This window comes from Clostridium sp. D46t1_190503_E9, assembly GCF_015555225.1.
Classification (GTDB): domain Bacteria; phylum Bacillota; class Clostridia; order Clostridiales; family Clostridiaceae; genus Clostridium.
Genome location: NZ_JADNKB010000008.1, coordinates 12,812 through 33,509, shown reverse-complemented (window position 1 = coordinate 33,509; position 20,698 = coordinate 12,812). Strand labels below are relative to the sequence as shown.

At 26.5% G+C, this 20,698-nt stretch carries 19 protein-coding genes; 16 read left to right on the top strand and 3 right to left on the bottom strand.

All coding sequences use genetic code 11. The annotated features are described in order from the left end of the window. Positions 1 to 185 precede the first annotated feature (185 nt). The 7 genes from I2E83_RS10505 to I2E83_RS10475 all read left to right on the top strand — a co-directional run bounded on the left by I2E83_RS10505 (position 186) and on the right by I2E83_RS10475 (position 7,769). A complete protein-coding gene (locus I2E83_RS10505) occupies positions 186 to 866 on the top strand; it encodes a response regulator transcription factor (protein WP_195429701.1) in 681 nt (226 codons plus the stop codon). Then, the gene (locus I2E83_RS10500; protein ID WP_195265025.1) at positions 857 to 1,873 is read left to right on the top strand and encodes a sensor histidine kinase; all 1,017 of its coding nucleotides are present in this window, start codon (positions 857 to 859) and stop codon (positions 1,871 to 1,873) included. The genes I2E83_RS10505 and I2E83_RS10500 overlap by 10 nt, the downstream gene beginning before the upstream one ends. Positions 1,874 to 1,987: 114 nt before the next feature. Next, on the top strand, positions 1,988 to 2,758 hold the full coding sequence (locus I2E83_RS10495; RefSeq protein ID WP_195429699.1) for an ABC transporter ATP-binding protein: 771 nt from the start codon (positions 1,988 to 1,990) through the stop codon (positions 2,756 to 2,758). Continuing rightward, complete coding sequence (locus tag I2E83_RS10490; protein WP_195429697.1) at positions 2,748 to 4,739, top strand: ABC transporter permease; 1,992 nt, start codon at positions 2,748 to 2,750, stop codon at positions 4,737 to 4,739. The genes I2E83_RS10495 and I2E83_RS10490 overlap by 11 nt, the downstream gene beginning before the upstream one ends. 131 nt (positions 4,740 to 4,870) lie before the next feature. Continuing rightward, positions 4,871 to 5,875, top strand: coding sequence for an LLM class flavin-dependent oxidoreductase (locus I2E83_RS10485; protein ID WP_195429696.1), 1,005 nt, complete (start codon positions 4,871 to 4,873; stop codon positions 5,873 to 5,875). Positions 5,876 to 6,042: 167 nt separating this feature from the next. Continuing rightward, positions 6,043 to 6,807: a 5'/3'-nucleotidase SurE gene (gene surE, locus I2E83_RS10480; protein ID WP_142418409.1), complete on the top strand. Its 765-nt coding sequence runs from the start codon at positions 6,043 to 6,045 to the stop codon at positions 6,805 to 6,807. 134 nt (positions 6,808 to 6,941) lie between these two features. Then, positions 6,942 to 7,769, top strand: a complete 828-nt coding sequence (locus tag I2E83_RS10475) for an MBL fold metallo-hydrolase (RefSeq protein ID WP_195429695.1) — start codon at positions 6,942 to 6,944, stop codon at positions 7,767 to 7,769. Between the two features lie 287 nt (positions 7,770 to 8,056). On the opposite strand, the gene I2E83_RS10470 is transcribed toward I2E83_RS10475, so the two are convergent. Further along, the gene (locus I2E83_RS10470; RefSeq protein WP_195429694.1) at positions 8,057 to 8,878 is read right to left on the bottom strand and encodes an N-acetylmuramoyl-L-alanine amidase; all 822 of its coding nucleotides are present in this window, start codon (positions 8,876 to 8,878) and stop codon (positions 8,057 to 8,059) included. Between the two features lie 234 nt (positions 8,879 to 9,112). Between I2E83_RS10470 and I2E83_RS10465 the strand changes: the two genes are divergently transcribed. The 7 genes from I2E83_RS10465 (at position 9,113) to I2E83_RS10435 (ending at position 15,961) form a co-directional block, all read left to right on the top strand. Continuing rightward, positions 9,113 to 9,673, top strand: a complete 561-nt coding sequence (locus I2E83_RS10465; RefSeq protein ID WP_195429693.1) for a helix-turn-helix domain-containing protein — start codon at positions 9,113 to 9,115, stop codon at positions 9,671 to 9,673. Between the two features lie 19 nt (positions 9,674 to 9,692). Continuing rightward, a complete protein-coding gene (locus I2E83_RS10460; RefSeq protein ID WP_195429692.1) occupies positions 9,693 to 10,487 on the top strand; it encodes a rhomboid family intramembrane serine protease in 795 nt (264 codons plus the stop codon). A 223-nt stretch (positions 10,488 to 10,710) separates the two neighbouring features. Next, entirely contained in the window at positions 10,711 to 11,484 is a 774-nt protein-coding gene (locus tag I2E83_RS10455) for a DUF4116 domain-containing protein (protein WP_195264989.1), read from the top strand. Positions 11,485 to 11,503: 19 nt separating this feature from the next. Continuing rightward, positions 11,504 to 12,589 carry an AAA family ATPase gene (locus tag I2E83_RS10450; protein ID WP_195429691.1) on the top strand — a complete coding sequence of 362 codons (1,086 nt, stop codon included), beginning with the start codon at positions 11,504 to 11,506 and terminating at the stop codon, positions 12,587 to 12,589. Positions 12,590 to 12,602: 13 nt separating this feature from the next. After that, positions 12,603 to 13,946 carry a VWA-like domain-containing protein gene (locus I2E83_RS10445; RefSeq protein ID WP_195429690.1) on the top strand — a complete coding sequence of 448 codons (1,344 nt, stop codon included), beginning with the start codon at positions 12,603 to 12,605 and terminating at the stop codon, positions 13,944 to 13,946. A 146-nt stretch (positions 13,947 to 14,092) separates the two neighbouring features. Next, positions 14,093 to 14,749 carry a hypothetical protein gene (locus tag I2E83_RS10440; RefSeq protein ID WP_195264983.1) on the top strand — a complete coding sequence of 219 codons (657 nt, stop codon included), beginning with the start codon at positions 14,093 to 14,095 and terminating at the stop codon, positions 14,747 to 14,749. 342 nt (positions 14,750 to 15,091) lie between these two features. Continuing rightward, positions 15,092 to 15,961: a methionyl aminopeptidase gene (locus tag I2E83_RS10435; protein ID WP_195429689.1), complete on the top strand. Its 870-nt coding sequence runs from the start codon at positions 15,092 to 15,094 to the stop codon at positions 15,959 to 15,961. A 71-nt stretch (positions 15,962 to 16,032) separates the two neighbouring features. Here the strand turns inward: I2E83_RS10435 and I2E83_RS10430 are convergent, their stop codons facing one another. After that, on the bottom strand, positions 16,033 to 16,362 hold the full coding sequence (locus I2E83_RS10430) for a HesB-like protein (RefSeq protein WP_195264979.1): 330 nt from the start codon (positions 16,360 to 16,362) through the stop codon (positions 16,033 to 16,035). A gap of 381 nt (positions 16,363 to 16,743) precedes the next feature. Between I2E83_RS10430 and I2E83_RS10425 the strand changes: the two genes are divergently transcribed. Both I2E83_RS10425 and I2E83_RS10420 read left to right on the top strand, forming a co-directional pair. Beyond that, positions 16,744 to 17,484, top strand: coding sequence for a hypothetical protein (locus tag I2E83_RS10425; protein WP_195264977.1), 741 nt, complete (start codon positions 16,744 to 16,746; stop codon positions 17,482 to 17,484). A 111-nt stretch (positions 17,485 to 17,595) separates the two neighbouring features. Continuing rightward, entirely contained in the window at positions 17,596 to 18,165 is a 570-nt protein-coding gene (locus tag I2E83_RS10420; RefSeq protein ID WP_195264974.1) for a VTT domain-containing protein, read from the top strand. Between the two features lie 49 nt (positions 18,166 to 18,214). Here the strand turns inward: I2E83_RS10420 and leuS are convergent, their stop codons facing one another. After that, positions 18,215 to 20,665: a leucine--tRNA ligase gene (leuS, locus tag I2E83_RS10415; RefSeq protein ID WP_195264972.1), complete on the bottom strand. Its 2,451-nt coding sequence runs from the start codon at positions 20,663 to 20,665 to the stop codon at positions 18,215 to 18,217. Positions 20,666 to 20,698: the final 33 nt, after the last annotated feature.

Below are 20,698 nucleotides of genomic sequence, written 5' to 3'. Positions count from 1 at the left end.
TTATACAAACTAAGATAGTTTGTACAAATTTAAGTGTGTATTTTAATAAAATAAATTTGTTGACTATTTAACATAAAATCAATAAAAATTATGTAAATAATTAATTGCATTAAATATATAAGTTTGATATATAATTGAGTATAGTACAAAATAAGAAAAAAATGGATTTATAATTTGGAGGAAATATGGATACGAAGAAAATTTTTATAATAGAAGATGAAGAAAAAATAAGAAATGAATTATGTACATTTTTAAATAGATATGGATATGAAGCTAGTTATTCTTTAAATTTTGAAAATATAGTAGAAGAGTTCATGAAGGAGAAATATCATTTAGTATTATTAGATATTAATTTGCCATATTACGATGGGTATTATATATGTAGAGAAATTAGAAGAAGGAGTTCTGTACCAATAATAGTAGTTACTAGCAGAGATAGTGAAGTAGATGAGCTGATGAGTATGAACTTAGGTGCAGATGATTTTATAACAAAGCCATATAATACTCAAATACTTTTAGCTAGGATATCTTCAATAATAAGAAGAACTTATAATAATTCCGATTCAGAAGTATTAGAATATAGAGGTCTTTTACATAATTTATCTACAAGTGAAGCTGAATATGACAATAAAAGAATAGAATTAAGTAAAAATGAAAGTAGAATACTATATGTTTTAATAAAAAATAAAGAAAAGATAGTATCAAGAAATGAAATAATTGAATCTTTATGGCAATCTGATGAGTTTGTTGATGATAATACATTAACAGTAAATATAAATCGTTTAAGAAAAAAACTAGAAGAAATAGGTGCAATAGATTATTTAAAAACTAAGAGAGGGCAAGGATATATATTAATATGCGATTAATAGATTTTATTAAAGAAAGAATATTATTTGTTGTAATAAGTATAGGTATATTAATTTTTACTTCAATATTACTTAATGCTTTAAATGTAGATTTATATGCAATTATATTTATATTTATCTTTAATTGTATTGGAATATTAATATTTCATATTTATGATTATTTTAATAAGAAAAAGTATTATAATGAGTTAATTTCTAATTTAGATGTGTTAGATAAAAAATATTTAATTTCAGAAATTTTAGAAGAAGGAAGCTTTTTAGATAGTAAAATTTTATATTATGTACTTAAAGAAACTTCTAAATCAATGAATGATGAAATAGCTTCTTTAAAAATAAATAATAATGAATATAGAGAATATATAGAGTTATGGGTTCATGAAATAAAAACTCCAATATCAAGTTGTAAATTACTTATAGAAAATAATAAATCTGAATTAACTAAGAGTATAGATGAAGAAATAGATAAAGTTGAAAATTATATAGAGCAAGCACTTTTTTATACAAGAAGTAATGCTTTAGAAAAGGACTATATTATAAAAGAGTTAAACTTAAAAAATTCTGTAAACAAGGTTATAAAAAGAAATGCTAATGTTTTAATAGAAAGAAAAATAAAAATCGAAACTAATGATTTAGATGTAACTGTGTATTCAGATAGTAAGTGGATTGAGTTTATTATTAATCAAATATTATCTAACTCTATAAAATATATGAGAAGGTATGAATGTAAGATTAAATTTTATACTAAAAAATCAGGTGATAACATTGTATTACATATTGAGGATAGTGGTATTGGAATGAGTGAAAGTGATGCAATTAAAGCTTTTGAAAAGGGATATACAGGAGAAAATGGACGTAAATTTGGAAAGTCAACGGGGATAGGTCTATATTTATGCAAAAAGCTAGCAATTAAACTTGGGCTTGGAATAAGTTTAAATTCAGAACTGAATAATGGGACTAAAGTATCAATAACATTTCCTATAAATAGAATGATGATTTTTGAAAACTAATTTTAAATATTATTATATTACAAAAGTGTAAGTTTTCTGTTATGTTCTTCAATGGATTAAATAGCTGCTAAACATTAGAATTATCCTATAGTATCAAATAGGAGGAATAATAATATGGGAAAAGAAGTATTAAGAGTAAGTAATATAGAAAAATATTATGGAAGAAAAGGTAATATAACTAAAGCAATTAATAACATTAGTTTTTCAGTAGAAGAAGGAGAATTTATTGGTGTAATGGGGTCATCTGGAAGCGGTAAGACTACACTGTTAAATTGTATATCAACTATAGATAAAGTGACTAGTGGTCATATTCATATATCAGGAAATGATATTACAAAGTTAAATTCAAAAAAAATAGCAAAGTTTAGAAGAGAAGAACTAGGGTTTATATTTCAAGACTTTAATCTCCTAGATACTTTAACAGCCTATGAAAATATAGCATTAGCTTTGACTATATTAAAGACAAATCATAAGGAAATAGATAAAAAAGTTAAAGATATAGCAAGAAAATTAAATATTGAAGAAATTTTAAATAAATATCCATACGAAATGTCAGGAGGACAAAAACAAAGAGTTGCATCTGCTAGAGCAATAATAACAAGCCCTTCATTAATATTAGCAGATGAGCCTACAGGAGCATTAGATTCCAAATCAGCTAAAATGCTATTAGAGAGTATGGAAGATTTAAATGAAAATCTAAATGCAACTATTATGATGGTTACACATGATGCTTTTTCTGCAAGCTATGCAAGAAGAATTTTGTTTATCAAAGATGGTAAGATATTTAATGAATTAGTTCGTGGAAATGACTCTAGAAAAGAATTCTTTGAAAAGATAATTGAAGTTATAACACTTCTTGGAGGTGACCAAAATAATGTATTCTAAGTTAGCGTTTAGAAATTTAAAAAGAAGCTTTAAAGACTATACTATTTATTTTCTAACATTAGTATTTGGAGTATGTATATTTTACACTTTTAATTCAATACAATCTCAAAGTATTATGATGGAGTTAAATGATATGCAAGCATCTGCATTTGAACAAGTAGAAAATATAATGGGATATGCTTCGATATTTGTATCTTTCATATTAGCATTCTTAATAATATATGCAAACAATTATTTAATAAAAAGAAGAAAAAAAGAGTTTGGAATATATATGACTTTGGGAATGGAAAAGGGAAGTTTATCAAAAATAATTTTTATAGAAACTTTACTAGTAGGAATAATATCTTTAGTTATTGGATTAGGTTTAGGAATACTATTATCACAAGGACTGTCAGTATTAACTGCAAAAATGTTTAAAGTTAATCTTATTAAATTTAAGTTTATCTTTTCATATAATGCGATGATAAAAACTATAGTTTGCTTTGGTGCCATTTATTTATTAGTATTAATGTTTAATTCTATATCAATAAGAAAAATTACTCTTATAGATTTATTAACATCATCAAGAAAAAATGAAGCTATAAAAGTAAGAAATATCTGGGTTTCAGTAATAATCTTTTTTATAAGTTGTATTATACTAGGATATGCTTATTATACTGTCCTTAAGGGTGGAGTAGCAACTTTAGAAATAGGTATTAGTGGATTAAGTATATTATTAGGTTCTATAGGAACATTCTTATTTTTCTTTTCATTATCTGGTTTTTTATTAAAGATTGTTCAATCTAATAAAAAATACTATTTAAAAGATTTAAATATGTTTGTATTAAGACAAATAAATAGTAAGATAAACACAGTTTTTATATCAATGTCCTTTATATGTTTGATGTTGTTTGTAGGGATTTGTATGCTTTCAGGTGGACTTGGAATTAGCAGTGCAATGAATGAAGACATAAAAGATTTAACACAATATGATTTAACATTCTGGAATTTTGAAGGGATGGATATAGAAAAAGTTTTAAAAGAAAATGAAGTAGATTTAAGTAAATATTCTGATGAGTATGTTAGTTATATAAATTATAATGGTGATCTTAAATATAATGATATTTTATCAGAAGAGGGAAGAGAAGAACTTAAAGATTACTATCCTGTTTCAGTTAATCAGCCAGTTCAAATAATAGGGTTATCAAAATTTAATGAAATTATGAATATGGCAAATAGAGAAAGGATAAGTTTAAGAGATAATGAATATGCAATATTTACAGATATAGATGATTCAGTAAAAGTATTAGATAAAGTCTTAAGTGATAATAAGGAAATAAATATAAATGGAACTATTCTTAAACCAGGTATAGATAAAGCAATAGAAGTTGTAGCTTATAATCAAATGATGAAAAGTAATATATGTACTATTGTAGTTAATGATAAATTTATAAATGGATTGACAGCCAAAAGTTCATTTTTAAATTTAAATTATAAAGAAGGAAATAGTGATATTGAAAATCTAATTAGTTCAGAGGTAGATTCTATAATAGAAAGCAAATATCAAAATTTATATTATATGTCTAAAGAAGAATTAGTGACTGATACATCAAGTGCAGGAGCGTTAATATCTTATTTAGGAATTTATATTGGTGGAATATTCCTAATAACATCAGCAGCAGTATTAGCTCTTCAACAATTATCAGAATCAACAGATAATATTGAAAGATATAATTTACTTAGAAAAATAGGTGTAGATGATAATATTATTAATAGATCTTTATTAAGTCAAATAGGAATTTACTTTATGATGCCTTTATCATTAGCTTTAATACATTCAATAGTAGGATTAGAGTTTTCTAAAAATGTCATAAAGTTATTTGGTAGTATAAGCATAATGAATAATATATTAATATCTTTATGTGTATTGCTGGTGATATATGGTGGATATTTTATTGCAACTTATATTGGAGCAAAGAAAAATATAAATCAAAATATATAATAATTATTATTAGTTAATAGTTTCTTAAAAGTGCCTACTTGTAAATTTTTAAAAAGTATTTATAGTAAAGCTATAGGAAAAGATAAATATAGTTTAAAAAATATAGTTTAAAATAATAGGAGGCAAATTAAGTGAAAATAAAGTTAAGTGCATTAGATCAATCTCCTATTGGAGAAAATTCAAATGCAAGTGAAGCATTAAAAAATACAATAATCTTAGCTAAGGAATTAGAAAAGCTAGGATATCATAGATTTTGGGTATCAGAACATCATGATACAAAGAGCTTAGCAGGATCTAGTCCAGAAATACTTATATCTAGTATTGCTGCCCAAACTGAAAAAATTAGAGTTGGCTCAGGTGGAGTTATGTTACCACATTATAGTCCATATAAAGTTGCAGAAAACTTCAAGCTTTTAGAAGCATTATATCCAAATAGAATAGATTTAGGTTTAGGTAGAGCACCAGGAGGAATGCCTTTAGTAAGTAGGGCTATGCAGCAAGGGAAAAATATTTATTCTGATGATTATGCAGATAAGGTATTAGATTTAGTAGGATATATTTATGATATGATGCCAGAAAATCATGCATTTAAGGATTTAAAAGCTACACCTATTATAGATACAGTTCCTGAAATTCATATTTTAGGTTCAAGTGGAGGTAGTGCGGGATTGGCTGCTCAAATTGGAGCTTCATATGCATATGCTCAATTTATTACAGGTGGAATGGGAGTTAGTTCAGTTAATTGGTATAGAGATAACTTTAAAAATTCAATAATTTCATCTGCACCTAATACAATAATATGTAGTTTTGCAATTTGTGCTAAAACTGAAGAGGAGGTAAATAGGCAAGCGTCTATTATGGACTTAGCTTTAGTTCTCGTAGAAACTGGTAGAACTCAAGGAATACCTTCTTTAGATACAGCTTTATCTTATAAATATTCTGATACAGAAATGCAAATTGTAAAAAGAAACAGAAAAAGGATGTTAATAGGAACACCAGATAAAATAAAAGAACAAATATTAAATATGAGTGAAATATATAAAACAGATGAGTTTATGCTTATAAATTTAAATACAGATTTAAATTCTAAGATAAATTCGTATAAGTTAATAATAGAAGCTTTTAAAGAAAAATAGAATAATTTAAGAAGTAATGTAGTTTGATTTATTTAAACCGCATTACTTCTTTTTTTATCTTATTTATTTTTATGGTAGTATATAATATATAAGGAAAAAATAATAATATAAATAATAAGTACTATTAAATTTAGAGTAAAAATAATAATATTTGGAGGAGGACTTATATGAAAATATTAATTACTAATGATGATGGAATAAATGCTAGAGGAATAATTGCTTTAGCAAAAGAAATATCAAAAAAGCATGAAATTATAGTAGTTGCACCTAGAGAGCAAAAAAGTGCTTCTAGCCATTCTATATCAATTCATAATCCCATTAAAATAAGAGAAGAAAAATTAGATGAAAATTTTAAAGCATATAGTTTAGTAGGGACACCAGCTGACTGTACTCAAGCGGGTTTATCTTTGCTTGGAGGAGATATAGATATAGTTATTTCAGGAATTAATAGAGGCTTGAATTGTGGAACAGATATTTTATATTCAGGTACAGTATCAGCAGCAGTAGAAGGAGCAATATATAGTGTGCCTTCAATTGCTATTTCTATGGATGTAGATTGGAGCAAAGAAGATGAAGATTATTCTAAAGCTGCTAAATGGATAAGCAAAATATTAGATGTAGCAGAAAAAGATTATTTGAAAGAAAATGTAGTTTTAAATGTTAATGTTCCTAATATAAATGAAGAAGATATTAAGGGATTAAAAGTTTGCAGATTAGGAAAATCCACATACAAAACAAATTATATTTTAGTAGAGGAAAATGAAGATAAGGTTTATGTAACTAAAGGTACTAGAAATGATATTTTAGAAGATGATTCTGATTTATATTTCTTATCACAAGGCTATGTAACATTAACACCATTACATTTTGATTTTACAAACTTTAAAATATTAGATGAAGTAAAAGATATATTTGAAGATAAAGTGATGTAAGAGTTGAAGGAATAAGGAAGAATATAATATAAAAATTTAATAAATTTTTATATAAATAAGATAGTGTTATTTACATAAACTATATTTAATAGCTGGAATTTTTATTAAAGCTATTGAGTATAGGAGGATTTTATATGGGAAATAAAATAGTTGAAGGACTATCAGCAATGACTACTTCATCGGAGGAAGTTACCAAAGATATAATGCTTTTAAATTTTACTGTTGTAAGAGCTTGTATGGTTGGAGACCCAAATAGCAATAATAAGGAATGGGTACTTACAGATACAGGACTTGAAAATTCAGCAGATTTTATAGTAGAGTCTGCTGAAAAGAGGTTTGGAAAAAATAATCCACCGAAATCCATAATACTTACGCATGGACATTTTGACCATGTAGGTTCTGTTATTAAACTTTTTAAGTTATGGAAAGCTCCAGTATATATACATAAATTGGAGCTTCCATTTGTAACAGGCAGTAAAGATTATCCAAAAGGTGATCCAACTGTGGATGAAGGAATGGTAGCTAAGATGTCACCAACTTTTCCGCATACTAGTATTGATTTAGGTTCACATGTATCAGCGCTTCCAGAGGATGGTAGTGTTCCGGGAATGCCAGATTGGAAATGGATACTTACACCTGGTCATACAGAGGGGCATGTTTCATTATTTCGTGAAAAAGATAGAGTTTTAATTGTTGGAGATGCATTTTCTACAACAAAGCAAGAGTCTTTAATATCGATGATTACACAACGTGAACAAATAAGTGGTCCACCCAAATATTTAACTACAGATTGGGAAAAAGCTGAAAAATCAGTAAGGTTAATTAGAGATCTAAAGCCGGCTTTAGTAATTCCAAGTCATGGAAAACCAATGAGCGGAGAAGAAGTTACCGAACATTTAAATATGCTTGTTAATAATTTTGATGAAATTGCTAAGCCAAAACAAGGCAAGTTTGTGAACTAGTATTATAAATTGCGAATATAAGGGCTACAATAACTTATATTCTGTCACTTTACACCGTTAAACTAAGAATTAGTCTCATTAATGATATGTATTAAATTGGAGATTTTATTATAATAAGAAACTACAATTCTTATTTAAGATATCTAAGATGGCGTTAAGAATTTTTATTGTTTGAGCGCAGCGAGTTATAAAAATTTAGTCATCTTAGATATCTTAAATTTAGAATTGTATTCGATATTATATAAAAATCGGAAAGTTAATACATATCATTATGTTTAATTCTCAATTTATTTCTTTTCCTTAGATTCTCGAGCTTTTAATAATTCTTCTTTATTATTTTCAATATAACTTAAAATAGCTTCATTTATAGCTTTTGCACAAGCTTCTTGACCTCTATTTGATTTAAGATATCTTTCATCTGAGTAATTACTTAAAAATCCAAGTTCTATTAATACTGGAATACTTGGATTTAATTCTAAGACAGCAAGAGCATCATCTCTATCTTTATAAGTTTTTAATCCTCTATCCTCTGTATACCTTAATTTTAATAAAGCATTTTGTATAGTCATCGCTAGATTTTCACTAGATTCACTAGATGGCTTGTACCAGGACTCCAATCCTTTAGCATCTGTATCATCATAATTGCTATTACAGTGTAGCGATATAAACAAATCTGCATTAAATACATCAGATATCTTAATTCTTTCTTTTAAACTATCATTAGCTGTTTCAAGCCAAGGAAGCGAATCATTAGTTCGTGTATAAACAACTTTCACTTTGTTAGATTCTAATAGTTGTCCAAGTTTTAGAGATATATTTAATACTATGTCCTTTTCAAGAACTCCAGTACTACCTTTTGTACCAGCATCCCAATCGCCATGCCCTGGATCAATACAAACTATAAATTCAGTTTCACTAGAAGATCCAGTAGTAACTTTTTTATTTATAGAGTTGCTATTATTGCTAATTTTATTATTTAATAATAAAATTAATGATAGTACACAAAAAGCACTTAATAAAAGAGAAATGCGTAATATTAATTTTCTTTTTCTTTTTCGTTTATAGAGAAGTTTTCTTTTGTATGCGATATTGAATTTTTGATTTTCCATAATACATACCTCTTATTTAATTATAGTAGTTTGTTTTAATAAGTTAATTTAGGGGGAAATTTTCTTAGCTATAAAAGGTTTTTTCATAGGCATTTTTCATGCAGAAATTTATATAATATTATTATACTTAACATAATGCTAATTGTAAATAAATGGAAAAGAATAAGCGAGATTTACTTGGTTGATAATATAAGAATATTAATATAAACTATACTATAAGAGGGGGGAAGTTTTATGCCGAAAATATTACAAAATCCAAGAGAAACAATATTAAAAGAGGCTTATACACTTTTAAAAGAGCAGGGATATAGCAACTTTAGTATGAGGGAGTTAGCTAGTAAAAGTGGAATAGCTTTAGGAACAGTTTATAATTATTTTGATAGCAAAATGGCATTAGTTGGTGAAATATTTAATAATAAATGGATAGAGATATTAGAAGAATTAAAAGAGGTTAAGGAAAAAGAGATAGCATTTGAAGAAAAGTTAAAATTAATATATCTAGGATTAGAAAAGTTTTTAATATATCATAAAGAAGTATTTTTTGAATTGACTAAAAGTGAAAAACAAGAAGAAAGTAAAAAATCTCATGGTTGTAAAAGATATAATGTACTAGATCCTTTATATATAATTGTAGATGAAATAATAGAATTACATAAAGAAAATAAAGACATAAATATTGATATAGAAACTAGAAAATTAACTTCATTTTTAATAAGTAATATGATTACAATAACTATGAAAAATAAAGAATTTTCAATTGATGATTTAATTTATATAGTTACAAATAAATTATAAAAGGAGTACATCTTAAGTTATGAGTTTATTGAATAAATTAGAAAAAAAGTTTGGAAAATTTTATATAAGAAACTTAATGCTAATAATTGTAATAGGAAATGCTTTTGTATTTGCACTTACAATGATGAATGGAGGAGATTCAACATTAATAAATAATATAAGTTTGAATCCTCAAAGAGTGATGCAAGGAGAAGTTTGGAGACTTGTAACATTTATATTTGTACCAGAGGCAAGTAGTATAATTTCTTTATTATTTTCACTATATTTTTATTATTTAGCAGGAACAGGTCTTGAACATGAATGGGGTGGATTTAAACTAAATATATATTATTTAGTAGGGATGATAGCAACTATAGTTGTCTCACTTTTAACAGGACTTCAAGCAACTGGAACATTGATTAATTTATCTTTATTTTTAGCATTTGCTAGAATTTATCCTGATTTTCAAATATTATTATTTTATATAATACCAATAAAGGTCAAATATTTAGCAATATTTAATTGGATTATAATAGGTTTTGATTTTATTACTGCAGGATCTTTAAAAGGTATGATATTAATATTGATTCCTGTAATTAATTATTTGATATTCTTTGGAAAAGATATAGTAACAGGAACAAAGAGTGGAGCAGTAAACTATCATAGAAAACAAAAATTTCAATCTCAAGTGAAACAAAAAGAAATTCTTCATAAATGTGTAGTATGTGGAGTAACGGAAAAAGACGATCCAAGTATGGAGTTTAGATATTGTTCAAAATGTTCAGGAAAGCAATGTTATTGTATAAATCATATTAGAGATCATGAGCATAAGTAATATAGATTAAAGGTAAAGGTATTTTGAAATACTTTTACCTTTTTTATTTATAAATTGAGATGTAATTGTTTTATTACCATTTAGTTAACAATAATTATCAAATAATAGTAATAGTAATTATCATTTAAATATAGTATAATGTAAGTAACATAGAGAGTACATATTAACTGGAAAAAGTTGATTTTTAACTAAATTGATTTTAAGTGATGAGGAAGGAAAAGACATGGAAAATAATGATTTAAAAAAGATATATGATAACCCTTTATATATAAGATATATAGAAAATCCGAGTGCAGAATTAATACTTGAAGCTGTTAAAAAAAATGGGTTAGCAATAAGATATATAAAAAATCCAACAAATGAAATGATAGAAACGGCAATTAGAAATAATCCACTTGCAGTTGAGTATATAGAAGAATTAAGTGAAGAAAATGCAATACTTTCAGTTAGATTATTATGGAATTCACTTAAATATATAAATAATCCTAGTGAAAAAGTAAAGCTTGAAGCAATTAATGCAAAGGGATGGGCAATTCAATTTATAAATGATCCAAGTGAAGAAGTACAAATAAAAGCTGTATCTAAAGATTATGATGCAATAAAATATATAAAAAATCCTTCTGAGAAGGTTCAAATTAAAGCAATTAAAAAATATTGGGCAGCAATAAAATTTATAGATAATCCTACTTTAGAAGCTAGAAGAGAAGCTGTTAAAGGAAATGAAGAGGCTATTAACTATATTGATTTTAATTTAGATGAATTAAGAATATTAATTGGAGATAACATAAAAATAGTAAAATATGTTTATGATTCTATAGATGTAGATTTTGTAGTTAATGTAGTAATAGATAAAGTAAAGGAAGATCTTATAGATGAAAAGTATATAAAAGACTTTTTAGAACTTGAAATTTTAGAAATGGACAAAGTTAATTTCATAAGAGAGTATGGAAGCAAAAAGGCTAAAATTTTATTAGTAGATTATAAACTTTCAAGATAAGGCAAATAGAGGTGATAATATGAAATTTTCAGAAGCTATAAGTACTATAGAATTAGTTTTAGAATCAGGAAGTGTACCATTAATAATAGGAGAAGCTGGGATAGGTAAAACTTCATTAGTAAAAAGAATATGTAAAAGTGATAATTATTATTTAGTTAACATAGACGCTAACCTTTTAAAGGAAGGTGAGATTGGAGGATTACCAGTAGTTGAAAATGGAAGAACAAAATATGCAACTCACTATAAACTTATTGAAATGGAAGAAGCAATAGAAAATAGTAATTATGATGGAGTATTACTATTCATAGATGAGTTAAACAGATGTGAGCATGCAGTTCAACAAGAACTTATGAATTTAATTTTAAATAGAGAAATAAATGGATATAAGTTAGCAGATAAAGTGAAAATAGTTGCTGCTATGAATCCTTCTAATAAATATGATGGCTTTGAAGATAGTGATTATCAAGTTGTTGATATGGATAAAGCTCAAGAAGATAGATTTGTATGGATAGAATTAGACTCCGATATAAAAGAATGGATTAAATGGGCAATGAGTGATGATGGCAATATTCATGATCATATAATTGAATTTTTATCAACATTCCCAGAGTATTTAAGTACTCCAAATTCAAAAGAAACTATAAAGGCAACTCCAAGAAGTTGGGAAAGAGTTGCTAAGGCATATAATATTTATGTAAAAAACATTAATAATTACTCAGTAAATATATTCTATAATGTTGTAAAAGGTAATTTAGGAGTAAGTATTGCAACAGATTTTATCAATTACATTAAGAATATAAAAAATCCATTAATTAAACCAGAAGATTTATTCTCATATATTATTCTACCTATAGAATTAAAGGATGAAATAAGAAAAGAAAGTCATTCAAGGTTATATATTTTAGCTAAGAATTCCTTAAGATACTTAGAAGAAAATAATACAGAAAATAATAGAAAACTATTTGGAGATCTATTAACTTGTTATCCAAGAGATTTAAGACTTGGTATAATGAAGGAAGTTAAGAGTGATTCAAGTGAAGTTTTATATAATGATTTATTAAATGAAGATACATTCTTAGATGCATTCTTTAATATTTTTGAATAAGGAATGATTATATATGTTATTTGAAGATAAGCGTAACAGTTTGTTAAAGCAAGCTTTAGATATAAAGGAAAATGCTAAAATAGATAGTAATTTTGAAAGAGAGTTTTTTTCTTTGGTAGAATCAGTAGTTATAGGAATGTTAGAAGGTGAAGATAGCTTTTTTGGGCAATTCTTAGTAAAAATAGAAAGAAGTATAAGATTTAATATCACATGGCCATTAGCTACTATCCCCAAAATGCAAGGTTTTAAAATGTATTTTAACCCAGTATTATTTTTAATGTGTGATAAAAAAGAAATGCAAGCTCTTTTTAAACATGAAATATATCATATAATGTATGGTCATCATCAAAGAGAAAGAGAGCTTAAAAATAAATATACTACTACAGCTGTTAATTTAGCATTGGATATTTCTATAAATCAGTTTATAAAAAATTTACCAACAGATAGCTTTAAAATTGAAACAGTAAATAGAGAATATAGTTTAAGCCTAAAAGAAGATAATGCCATTGAAGTATATGCAGAGAAAATTGAAGAGGCAATAAAGTCAAAATTATCTAAGAGTACAAAAGCTGATAAAAGTGATGCTATTGGAGATATAATAGATATTTCAAAAGCACATGATGTTTGGGAAGAAAGTACTTTAAATTATGATTCAATAAAGGATATGACTAAAAAAGTAGCAATAAGTTCTTTTAGAGGCAAAGCTCCAAAGGATATAGAAGCAATTATAAAATCATATACAGAAAAAGCAGAGATATCATGGCAACAATTATTAAAAAAGCTGATACCATCGCTTAGAGCTGGTGAAAAGAAGACTATAACAAGACGGAATAGAAGACAGCCTGAAAGGTTAGATATAAGAGGAACACTTCCTAATAGTATTCCAGAGGTTATAGTTGCAATAGATATTAGTGCATCTATGAGCGAAGAAGAAGTCTATAAGATAATGATTGAAATATTAGAGATAACTAGAACTAGAACTAATAAAATTACTGTTATAGAATGCGATAATGAAATTAGACATGTTTATGAAATGAGATCTAAGAATGATATTAAAAAAAGAGTTTCTAATATTGGATCAACTAGATTTTCACCAGTATTCAAATATATAAAAGAAAATAAGCTGCGAAATCATGTTCTTATATATTTTACAGATGGGGTAGGTGAAAAGGAATTAGAAATTAAGCCTTTGAATCCAAATACAATTTGGGTATTAACAGGAGATGAAGAATTATCTTTATCAAATCCTTATGGACAAATAAAAAGAATAGAAGGTAGATTAGAAAAAGGTGAAGGTGGTACTGCTGGATTAGAGATGATTAAGGAGTATCAACAAGAACACGGAAGATATTTTTAAATAAAAAAATAAGAATGAAAATTTGATGGAATTGCATAGCAAACTCCATTAAGTTTTCATTCTACATTATTTAACTTGGTAAAGTATTCCCAATACTGGTATTAGCCAATAATTTATGGTATAATACAAAATTGTGGGGGTGCATTATGAAATCTTATAAAATAAGTAAAAATAATAGTATTCTTTTAATAGTATTTGTATTGATTGTAAGTCTTTTGATAAACGTTTACACATCGGTAATGAATTCACGCTACAAAATATTAATAGGAAAAGAAACTTATAAAAGTGTTGAAGAGATAAGAAGTAGAAATGAAGGTGTATTAAATACATTAAATCAATGTATTAAAGCAGGAAGTATTAGTAATGAGGAATTATTAACATTATATAAAAGCTATAGTTCAATATCTGAAGAGTTTACAAGTTTATGGGCAAACTATAGAGATTATGGAAAAGAAGAAATTGTATCTATAAAGAAAAAATCAAAGATATCAAAAGAGATACCTAATGAAGTTTATTCTAGAATTGAAAGTTTACTATTTGAATACTTAAGTTTTGAAATGAAAAACCATAATGAGAAGATTATCTTAGATGGTGAAACATTAGATAATTTTGAAGCTATGAGTAATATGGCTACTCAATTAGATGCGTTTTACAAAGAATTTAACGAGGACAAATTTAAAAATGTAGATGAAGAAGATAAAGAATTACTTACAATTAAGAAGGATTACTGGATAGATGTTCTAGAAGGAATGAATTCTATAATGGATCCATATTTAAATTATGAATTTACTATAAAGAATTAATTTGAAATACTCTAAAAATAGAGTATTTTTTCTTTTAATAAATATAATGGTGGATATAATAATTAATAAATAATTTTATGAATGTAAGGAATATTTTTATTTATTTTATTAAAGTTATTAATAAATATAATAAATTTAATAAGATTTCTTATTTCAACTAAATTTTAAGTTTATAATAAAAAATATGTGATATATTTATAGTATAAGAAATAATAAGTAGTATTAGTTAATATAAGTTCCTAATATTTAAGCCACATTTAGTTATAGTAGAAATATAATATAAAATGACTATTTAAGATGGAATACATATATTATAACTATACGATTTTTAGGAGGTTTAATATGAATTTAAATAGAAATGATCAATGTTGGTGTGGAAGTGGCAAAAAGTACAAGAAGTGCCATATTGAATTTGATGAAAAATTAGAAAGCTTAAAATTGAGAGGTTATGAAGTTCCAACTAGAGATTTAATAAAGAATAAAGAGCAAATAGAAGGAATTAAAGAAAGTGCTAAAATAAATAACGCAGTATTAGATTTAGTGCAAGAAAAAATTAAGGTTGGAATAACTACAGAAGAAATAAATAAAATAGTTCATGACCTTACTGTTAATAGTGGAGCAATACCAGCACCATTAAACTATGGAGGATTTCCAAAGAGTGTTTGTGTGTCTATTAATGATGTTGTATGTCATGGTATTCCAAGTGAAGATACTGTTTTAGAAGATGGTGATATAGTCAATGTAGATGTATCAACTATTTATAATGGATACTATTCTGATGCATCAAGAATGTATATGATAGGTAATGTAAGTAAAGAGGATGCAAAGCTTGTTAGAGTTGCTAAGGAATGCTTAGATAAGGGATTTGAAGCAGTTAAGCCTTGGGGATTCTTAGGTGATATAGGAGCTGTGATACAAGAACATGCAGAAGCAAATGGTTTTTCAGTTGTAAGAGCTTTTGGAGGACATGGAGTAGGCTTAAAGTTTCATGAAGATCCTTTTGTAGCTCATTATGGCAAAAGAGGAGAAGGAATGGTTCTAGTTCCAGGAATGATATTTACAATTGAACCTATGCTAAATGAAGGTACTTATGAGGTATTTGTAGATGAAGATGATGAATGGACTGTTTTCACAGAGGATGGTGGATATTCCGCACAATGGGAATATACTGTTTTAGTAACAGAAGATGGAGCTGAAATAATAGCTTGGTAAAATATAATAGAAAAAGCTGTATCAAATTAATGATACAGCTTTCTTTATGTTAAAGCATAACAATTTTTAAATTAGTGACATCCGCCACCGCAAGATCCACATCCACCTTCAACTTCGATAACTGGTTTAAGAGATAATCCTCTTCCTTCATTTTCGTCAGTTGAAAGTAATTTGAATCCACCGAATTCATCAACTAGTTTTTCTTCTACTACGAAAGTAATGTCGTTAACTTTTTGAGTAACGTCTCCTTCTTTTGCTTCATCAACAGATATATTGAAAGCAGGACCACTACATCCAAATCCAGCTAAGTTAATTCTTATACTGTAGTTATCAACTTCATTTTCATCTAAAAATGATTTAAATTCGTTGTATGCTTCTTCACTTATTATTATTTTATCCATATTATTCACCTTCTATTATTAAATGATAATTTATATCACTAGTATAACACAGTATATTTAAATATCAAGAGTTTTTTAATGCAATATATAGTAAATTTTAATAAATAGTTATTGTCATTACTATATATTGTAAATATAATAATTAATATAAATAATAAAATTATATAAATTATTATAAAGGATTAATATTTTATTAAATGAATATATCAATCATAGAATATGCTAATATTTTTAATTACATAGGTTATTAATTGAAATATATGAGTATATTAAAGAAGAAACAATTTTATTGAGGAGAAAATGTTTATTATAGAAAATAAAATTTTACATAAATTATTATATGTAATTTAATTATTATTCATTCAGAAGGGAAGTATTATTTTGAAGCCATATGACAGAACTTATTTAGTAGACAAAATAAATGAATATAATAACTTAATAACTTTGGGGAAAGTTGGAAGTTTTGAAATAAAGAAAGTAAATGAAAAAAAAGATTTCATTAATGGATATATGTATAGTAAGAAAGAAAATATAGATTTAAATATTTTAGAGTTACACGGACCTAATAATATATGGATGAAAATTTCTCCACTAGAAATAGAAAGCTCTTATATGTTTATAAAATATGCAAAAGGAAGAGTTGGGGTAGTTGGCCTAGGATTAGGGTATGTAGTTCAAGAATTAGCGAAAAAAGAAGATGTAACTGAAATTGTAGTTTATGAAATAGAAAAAGATATAATAGATTTATATTGTTCAAATTTTGAAAATAACCTTAAAATAAAAATAATAAATGAAGATGCTTATAAGGTTACTGGTGAAAGCTTTGATTTCTTTTATGTAGATATATATGAGTATAAACTTACAGAACAAGTAGTGGATGATTATGTTAAATTTAATAAATTGCATAATATAGAGGAATATTTATTTTGGGGAATGGAGCATTTTTTATTAAGTTGTAAATATGAAGAAATAGTATGGGTCTATATACCAGAGCTGTGGATGGAAATAAGCAAAAATATATTTATTGCGCTTCAAGATTCAAATCTTTTAGAGTATTATAAGCAATTAGACGAGAAATTAGTAAGCGATGTCTTAAAAAGTTTTAAAGTAGCATTAGATTAATAAAGATGTTATAATTTGCTTTTAAAGAGACAACTAAATTTATTGTAAAATCTATCAGTATGGTATTTATAATAGATAAATTTATTAAGGACGGAAATTAAGGTTTAAAATATGTTTAATTTAGATAACATAATTATATTATTTCAAAAATATAGTATGTATGCTATTCCTATATCAATATTGATAAGTACAATAATTGCAATATTAGGAGTAGTGCCATCGATAGTTGTAACAGGAGCAAATATTATATTTTTTGGAGCTTTTGAAGGTTTTATAATTTCAGTACTTGGAGAAACTATAGGAGGTTATATAAGTTTTATAATATATAGACTAGGATTTAAAAAAGGAGCAGAAAATATTAAAAATAAACATAGATTACTAAAAGCAATAGTTGATGGTGAAGGAAAGAATGTAGGGTTTCTTATATTTGAAGGTAGATTGGTACCATTTATACCTTCAGGCTTTGTTACTCTTGCAGCAGCTATTAGTAATGTGAAAGGATTTATATTTATAACGGCTACTTTTTTAGGAAAAATACCATCTATAGCTCTTGAAGCATTAATAAGTTATGATTTAATTAATATTGAAGAAAATTTTCTTAGACTAATTATAACTTTATTAGCAATATTGTTATTATATATAACTTTAAAGAATATAAAAAGGAATAAAATTAAAGGGTAAAGTAGATTTAGTACTTTACCCTTTTTAAGATATGATATATTAATTAAATTTATTTAACAACTATATTTACAAGTCTTCCTTTTATAACTATTACTTTAACTATATTCTTGCCTTCAGTTGCAGCAACTATACTTTCATTAGCTAAAGAAGCAGCTTTAATTCCTTCTTCATCTAAATCAGTTGAAACATTTATTTTTGCTTTAATTTTACCATTAACTTGAATAGCTATTTCAACTTCATCTTTAACTAAAGCCTTTGGATCATATGTTGGCCAAGTTTCGTTGAATATTGAGAAATCTAATCCAAATAAACTCCATTGCTCTTCAGTAAAATGAGGTGCAAAAGGTGCTAGAATTTTTAAGAAGTCTATGCAAGTTTTCTTTAAGAAATCTAAATTCTTAATATCTTCTTGCAAGTATTTAGAAAAAGCATTAACAAATTCCATCATTCTTGCAATTGCAGTGTTAAATTGGAATTTATCAGCATCTTCAGTTACACCTTTAATTGCATTATGTAACCAGAAGTTTAATTCTTTTTCAGCTTTATCTAAAGTAGTTTTATTGTTTTTATTAGATTCAATGGCTTCTCTAGCTATATCAAGATATCTTTCTATTCTATCTACAAATCTTGCAACAGACTTAAGTCCATCATCGCTCCAAGCTCCACCTTCAATGTAAGCAAATCCAAACATTAGGTACATTCTAAATACGTCTGAACCATATTCTGAAATATAGTCATTTGGAGAAATAGTATTTCCTTTTGATTTACTCATTTTTAATCCATCAGGTCCAAGAATTAATCCTTGGTGAGTTAATGATTTAAATGGTTCATCAAAATCTAAATATCCCATATCTCTTAAAGCTTTAGTTATGAATCTAGCATATAATAAATGCATACAAGCATGTTCAGGTCCACCTACGTATTTATCTACTGGAAGCATTTTATTTACTATATCTTTATCAAAAGCTTTTTCGCTATTTTTGCTATCAGGATATCTTAATTGATACCAAGATGAGCATACAAATGTATCTAAAGTATCAGCTTCTCTTTTAGCTGGTTTTCCACACTTTGGACAAGTTGTATTTATAAAATCTTCACATTTTGCAAGTGGAGATTTTCCATCTGGAGCAAATTCAACATTGTATGGAAGTTCTACTGGCAATTGATCTTCAGGTACAGGTACAGTTCCACAATGCTCACAGTGAATCATAGGAATAGGAGCTCCCCAATATCTTTGTCTAGATACTAACCAGTCTCTTAATCTATAATTAACTTTTGAAGAACCAAGATTCATAGATGATAATTTTTCAACTATCTTTTCTTTAGCTTCTTCAGTAGTTAATCCATCGAATTCTCCAGAGTTAACTAACACTCCATATTCGCAATAAGGTAATTCAGTACTATCACCATTTTTGCTAGTTATAACTTTTTCTATTGGTAAATTAAACTTTGTGGCAAAAGCATAATCTCTTTCATCATGTGCAGGAACAGCCATAACAGCACCAGTTCCGTAAGTTGATAAAACATAGTCTCCAATCCAAATTGGAACTTCTTTATTGTTTATAGGATTTATAGCATAAGAACCTGTAAATACACCAGTTTTTTCTCTTGATAAAGATTGTCTTTCTATATCAGATTGCTTTTTAGCTTCTTCTTTGTAGTTTTCAACATCTTCTTTATATTCTGAAGTTGTAAGTTCATCAACAAGTGGATTTTCAGGTGCTAAAACAACATAAGTTACACCATTTAATGTATCAACTCTAGTAGTAAATACATCAAATTTTATATCGGAATCTTTAACCTTAAACGTAACTTCTGCACCAGTAGATTTACCAATCCAGTGTTTTTGCATAGCAACAGTTTTTTCTGGCCAATCTAAAGTATCTAGTTTTTCTAATAGTTCATCAGCGTAATCAGTTATTTTTAAGAACCATTGAGTTAAATCTTTTTTTGTAACCTCAGTTGAACATCTTTCACAAGCACCTTCATGAACTTGCTCATTAGCTAAAACTGTATTACAAGATGGACACCAATTTACAGGGGCTTTTTTTCTATAAGCTAATCCTTTTTCATATAATTTTAAGAATACCCATTGAGTCCATTTATAATAGTCTGGGTTACATGTTATAACTTCATTATCCCAGTTAAACATAGCTCCCATAGCTTTTAATTGTTTTTCCATAGTGTCTATATTTTTATCAGTTGAATCCTTTGGATGAATTCCTGTTTTTATTGCAAAGTTTTCTGCAGGAAGTCCGAATGCATCAAATCCCATTGGTTGAAATACATTATATCCTTGCATTCTTTTCATTCTAGCCCATGAATCAACAGGTCCATAGTTAAACCAATGTCCTGCATGTAGTTGGCTACCTGAAGGATAAGAGAACATTTCTAAAACATAAAGTTTTTCTCCTTCCTTATTTGGGTCAAATTTATAAAGATTTGTTTCTTCCCATTTATCTTGCCATTTTTTATCTATGGAAGTTCCATAATTAGCCACAATAATTCCTCCTTAAAAGTAAAAATAATATAA

Bases quoted from the DNA above. Each gene is read 5' to 3' on its own strand.
- I2E83_RS10500 (WP_195265025.1), top strand. From the start codon at position 857: ATGCGATTAATAGATTTTATTAAAGAAAGAATATTATTTGTTGTAATA.
- I2E83_RS10495 (WP_195429699.1), top strand. From the start codon at position 1,988: ATGGGAAAAGAAGTATTAAGAGTAAGTAATATAGAAAAATATTATGGA.
- I2E83_RS10460 (WP_195429692.1), top strand. From the start codon at position 9,693: ATGAGTTTATTGAATAAATTAGAAAAAAAGTTTGGAAAATTTTATATA.
- I2E83_RS10505 (WP_195429701.1), top strand. From the start codon at position 186: ATGGATACGAAGAAAATTTTTATAATAGAAGATGAAGAAAAAATAAGA.
- I2E83_RS10445 (WP_195429690.1), top strand. From the start codon at position 12,603: ATGTTATTTGAAGATAAGCGTAACAGTTTGTTAAAGCAAGCTTTAGAT.
- I2E83_RS10470 (WP_195429694.1), bottom strand. From the start codon at position 8,878: ATGGAAAATCAAAAATTCAATATCGCATACAAAAGAAAACTTCTCTAT.
- I2E83_RS10430 (WP_195264979.1), bottom strand. From the start codon at position 16,362: ATGGATAAAATAATAATAAGTGAAGAAGCATACAACGAATTTAAATCA.
- I2E83_RS10490 (WP_195429697.1), top strand. From the start codon at position 2,748: ATGTATTCTAAGTTAGCGTTTAGAAATTTAAAAAGAAGCTTTAAAGAC.
- I2E83_RS10450 (WP_195429691.1), top strand. From the start codon at position 11,504: ATGAAATTTTCAGAAGCTATAAGTACTATAGAATTAGTTTTAGAATCA.
- I2E83_RS10420 (WP_195264974.1), top strand. From the start codon at position 17,596: ATGTTTAATTTAGATAACATAATTATATTATTTCAAAAATATAGTATG.
- surE (WP_142418409.1), top strand. From the start codon at position 6,043: ATGAAAATATTAATTACTAATGATGATGGAATAAATGCTAGAGGAATA.
- I2E83_RS10440 (WP_195264983.1), top strand. From the start codon at position 14,093: ATGAAATCTTATAAAATAAGTAAAAATAATAGTATTCTTTTAATAGTA.
- I2E83_RS10455 (WP_195264989.1), top strand. From the start codon at position 10,711: ATGGAAAATAATGATTTAAAAAAGATATATGATAACCCTTTATATATA.
- I2E83_RS10465 (WP_195429693.1), top strand. From the start codon at position 9,113: ATGCCGAAAATATTACAAAATCCAAGAGAAACAATATTAAAAGAGGCT.
- I2E83_RS10475 (WP_195429695.1), top strand. From the start codon at position 6,942: ATGGGAAATAAAATAGTTGAAGGACTATCAGCAATGACTACTTCATCG.
- I2E83_RS10435 (WP_195429689.1), top strand. From the start codon at position 15,092: ATGAATTTAAATAGAAATGATCAATGTTGGTGTGGAAGTGGCAAAAAG.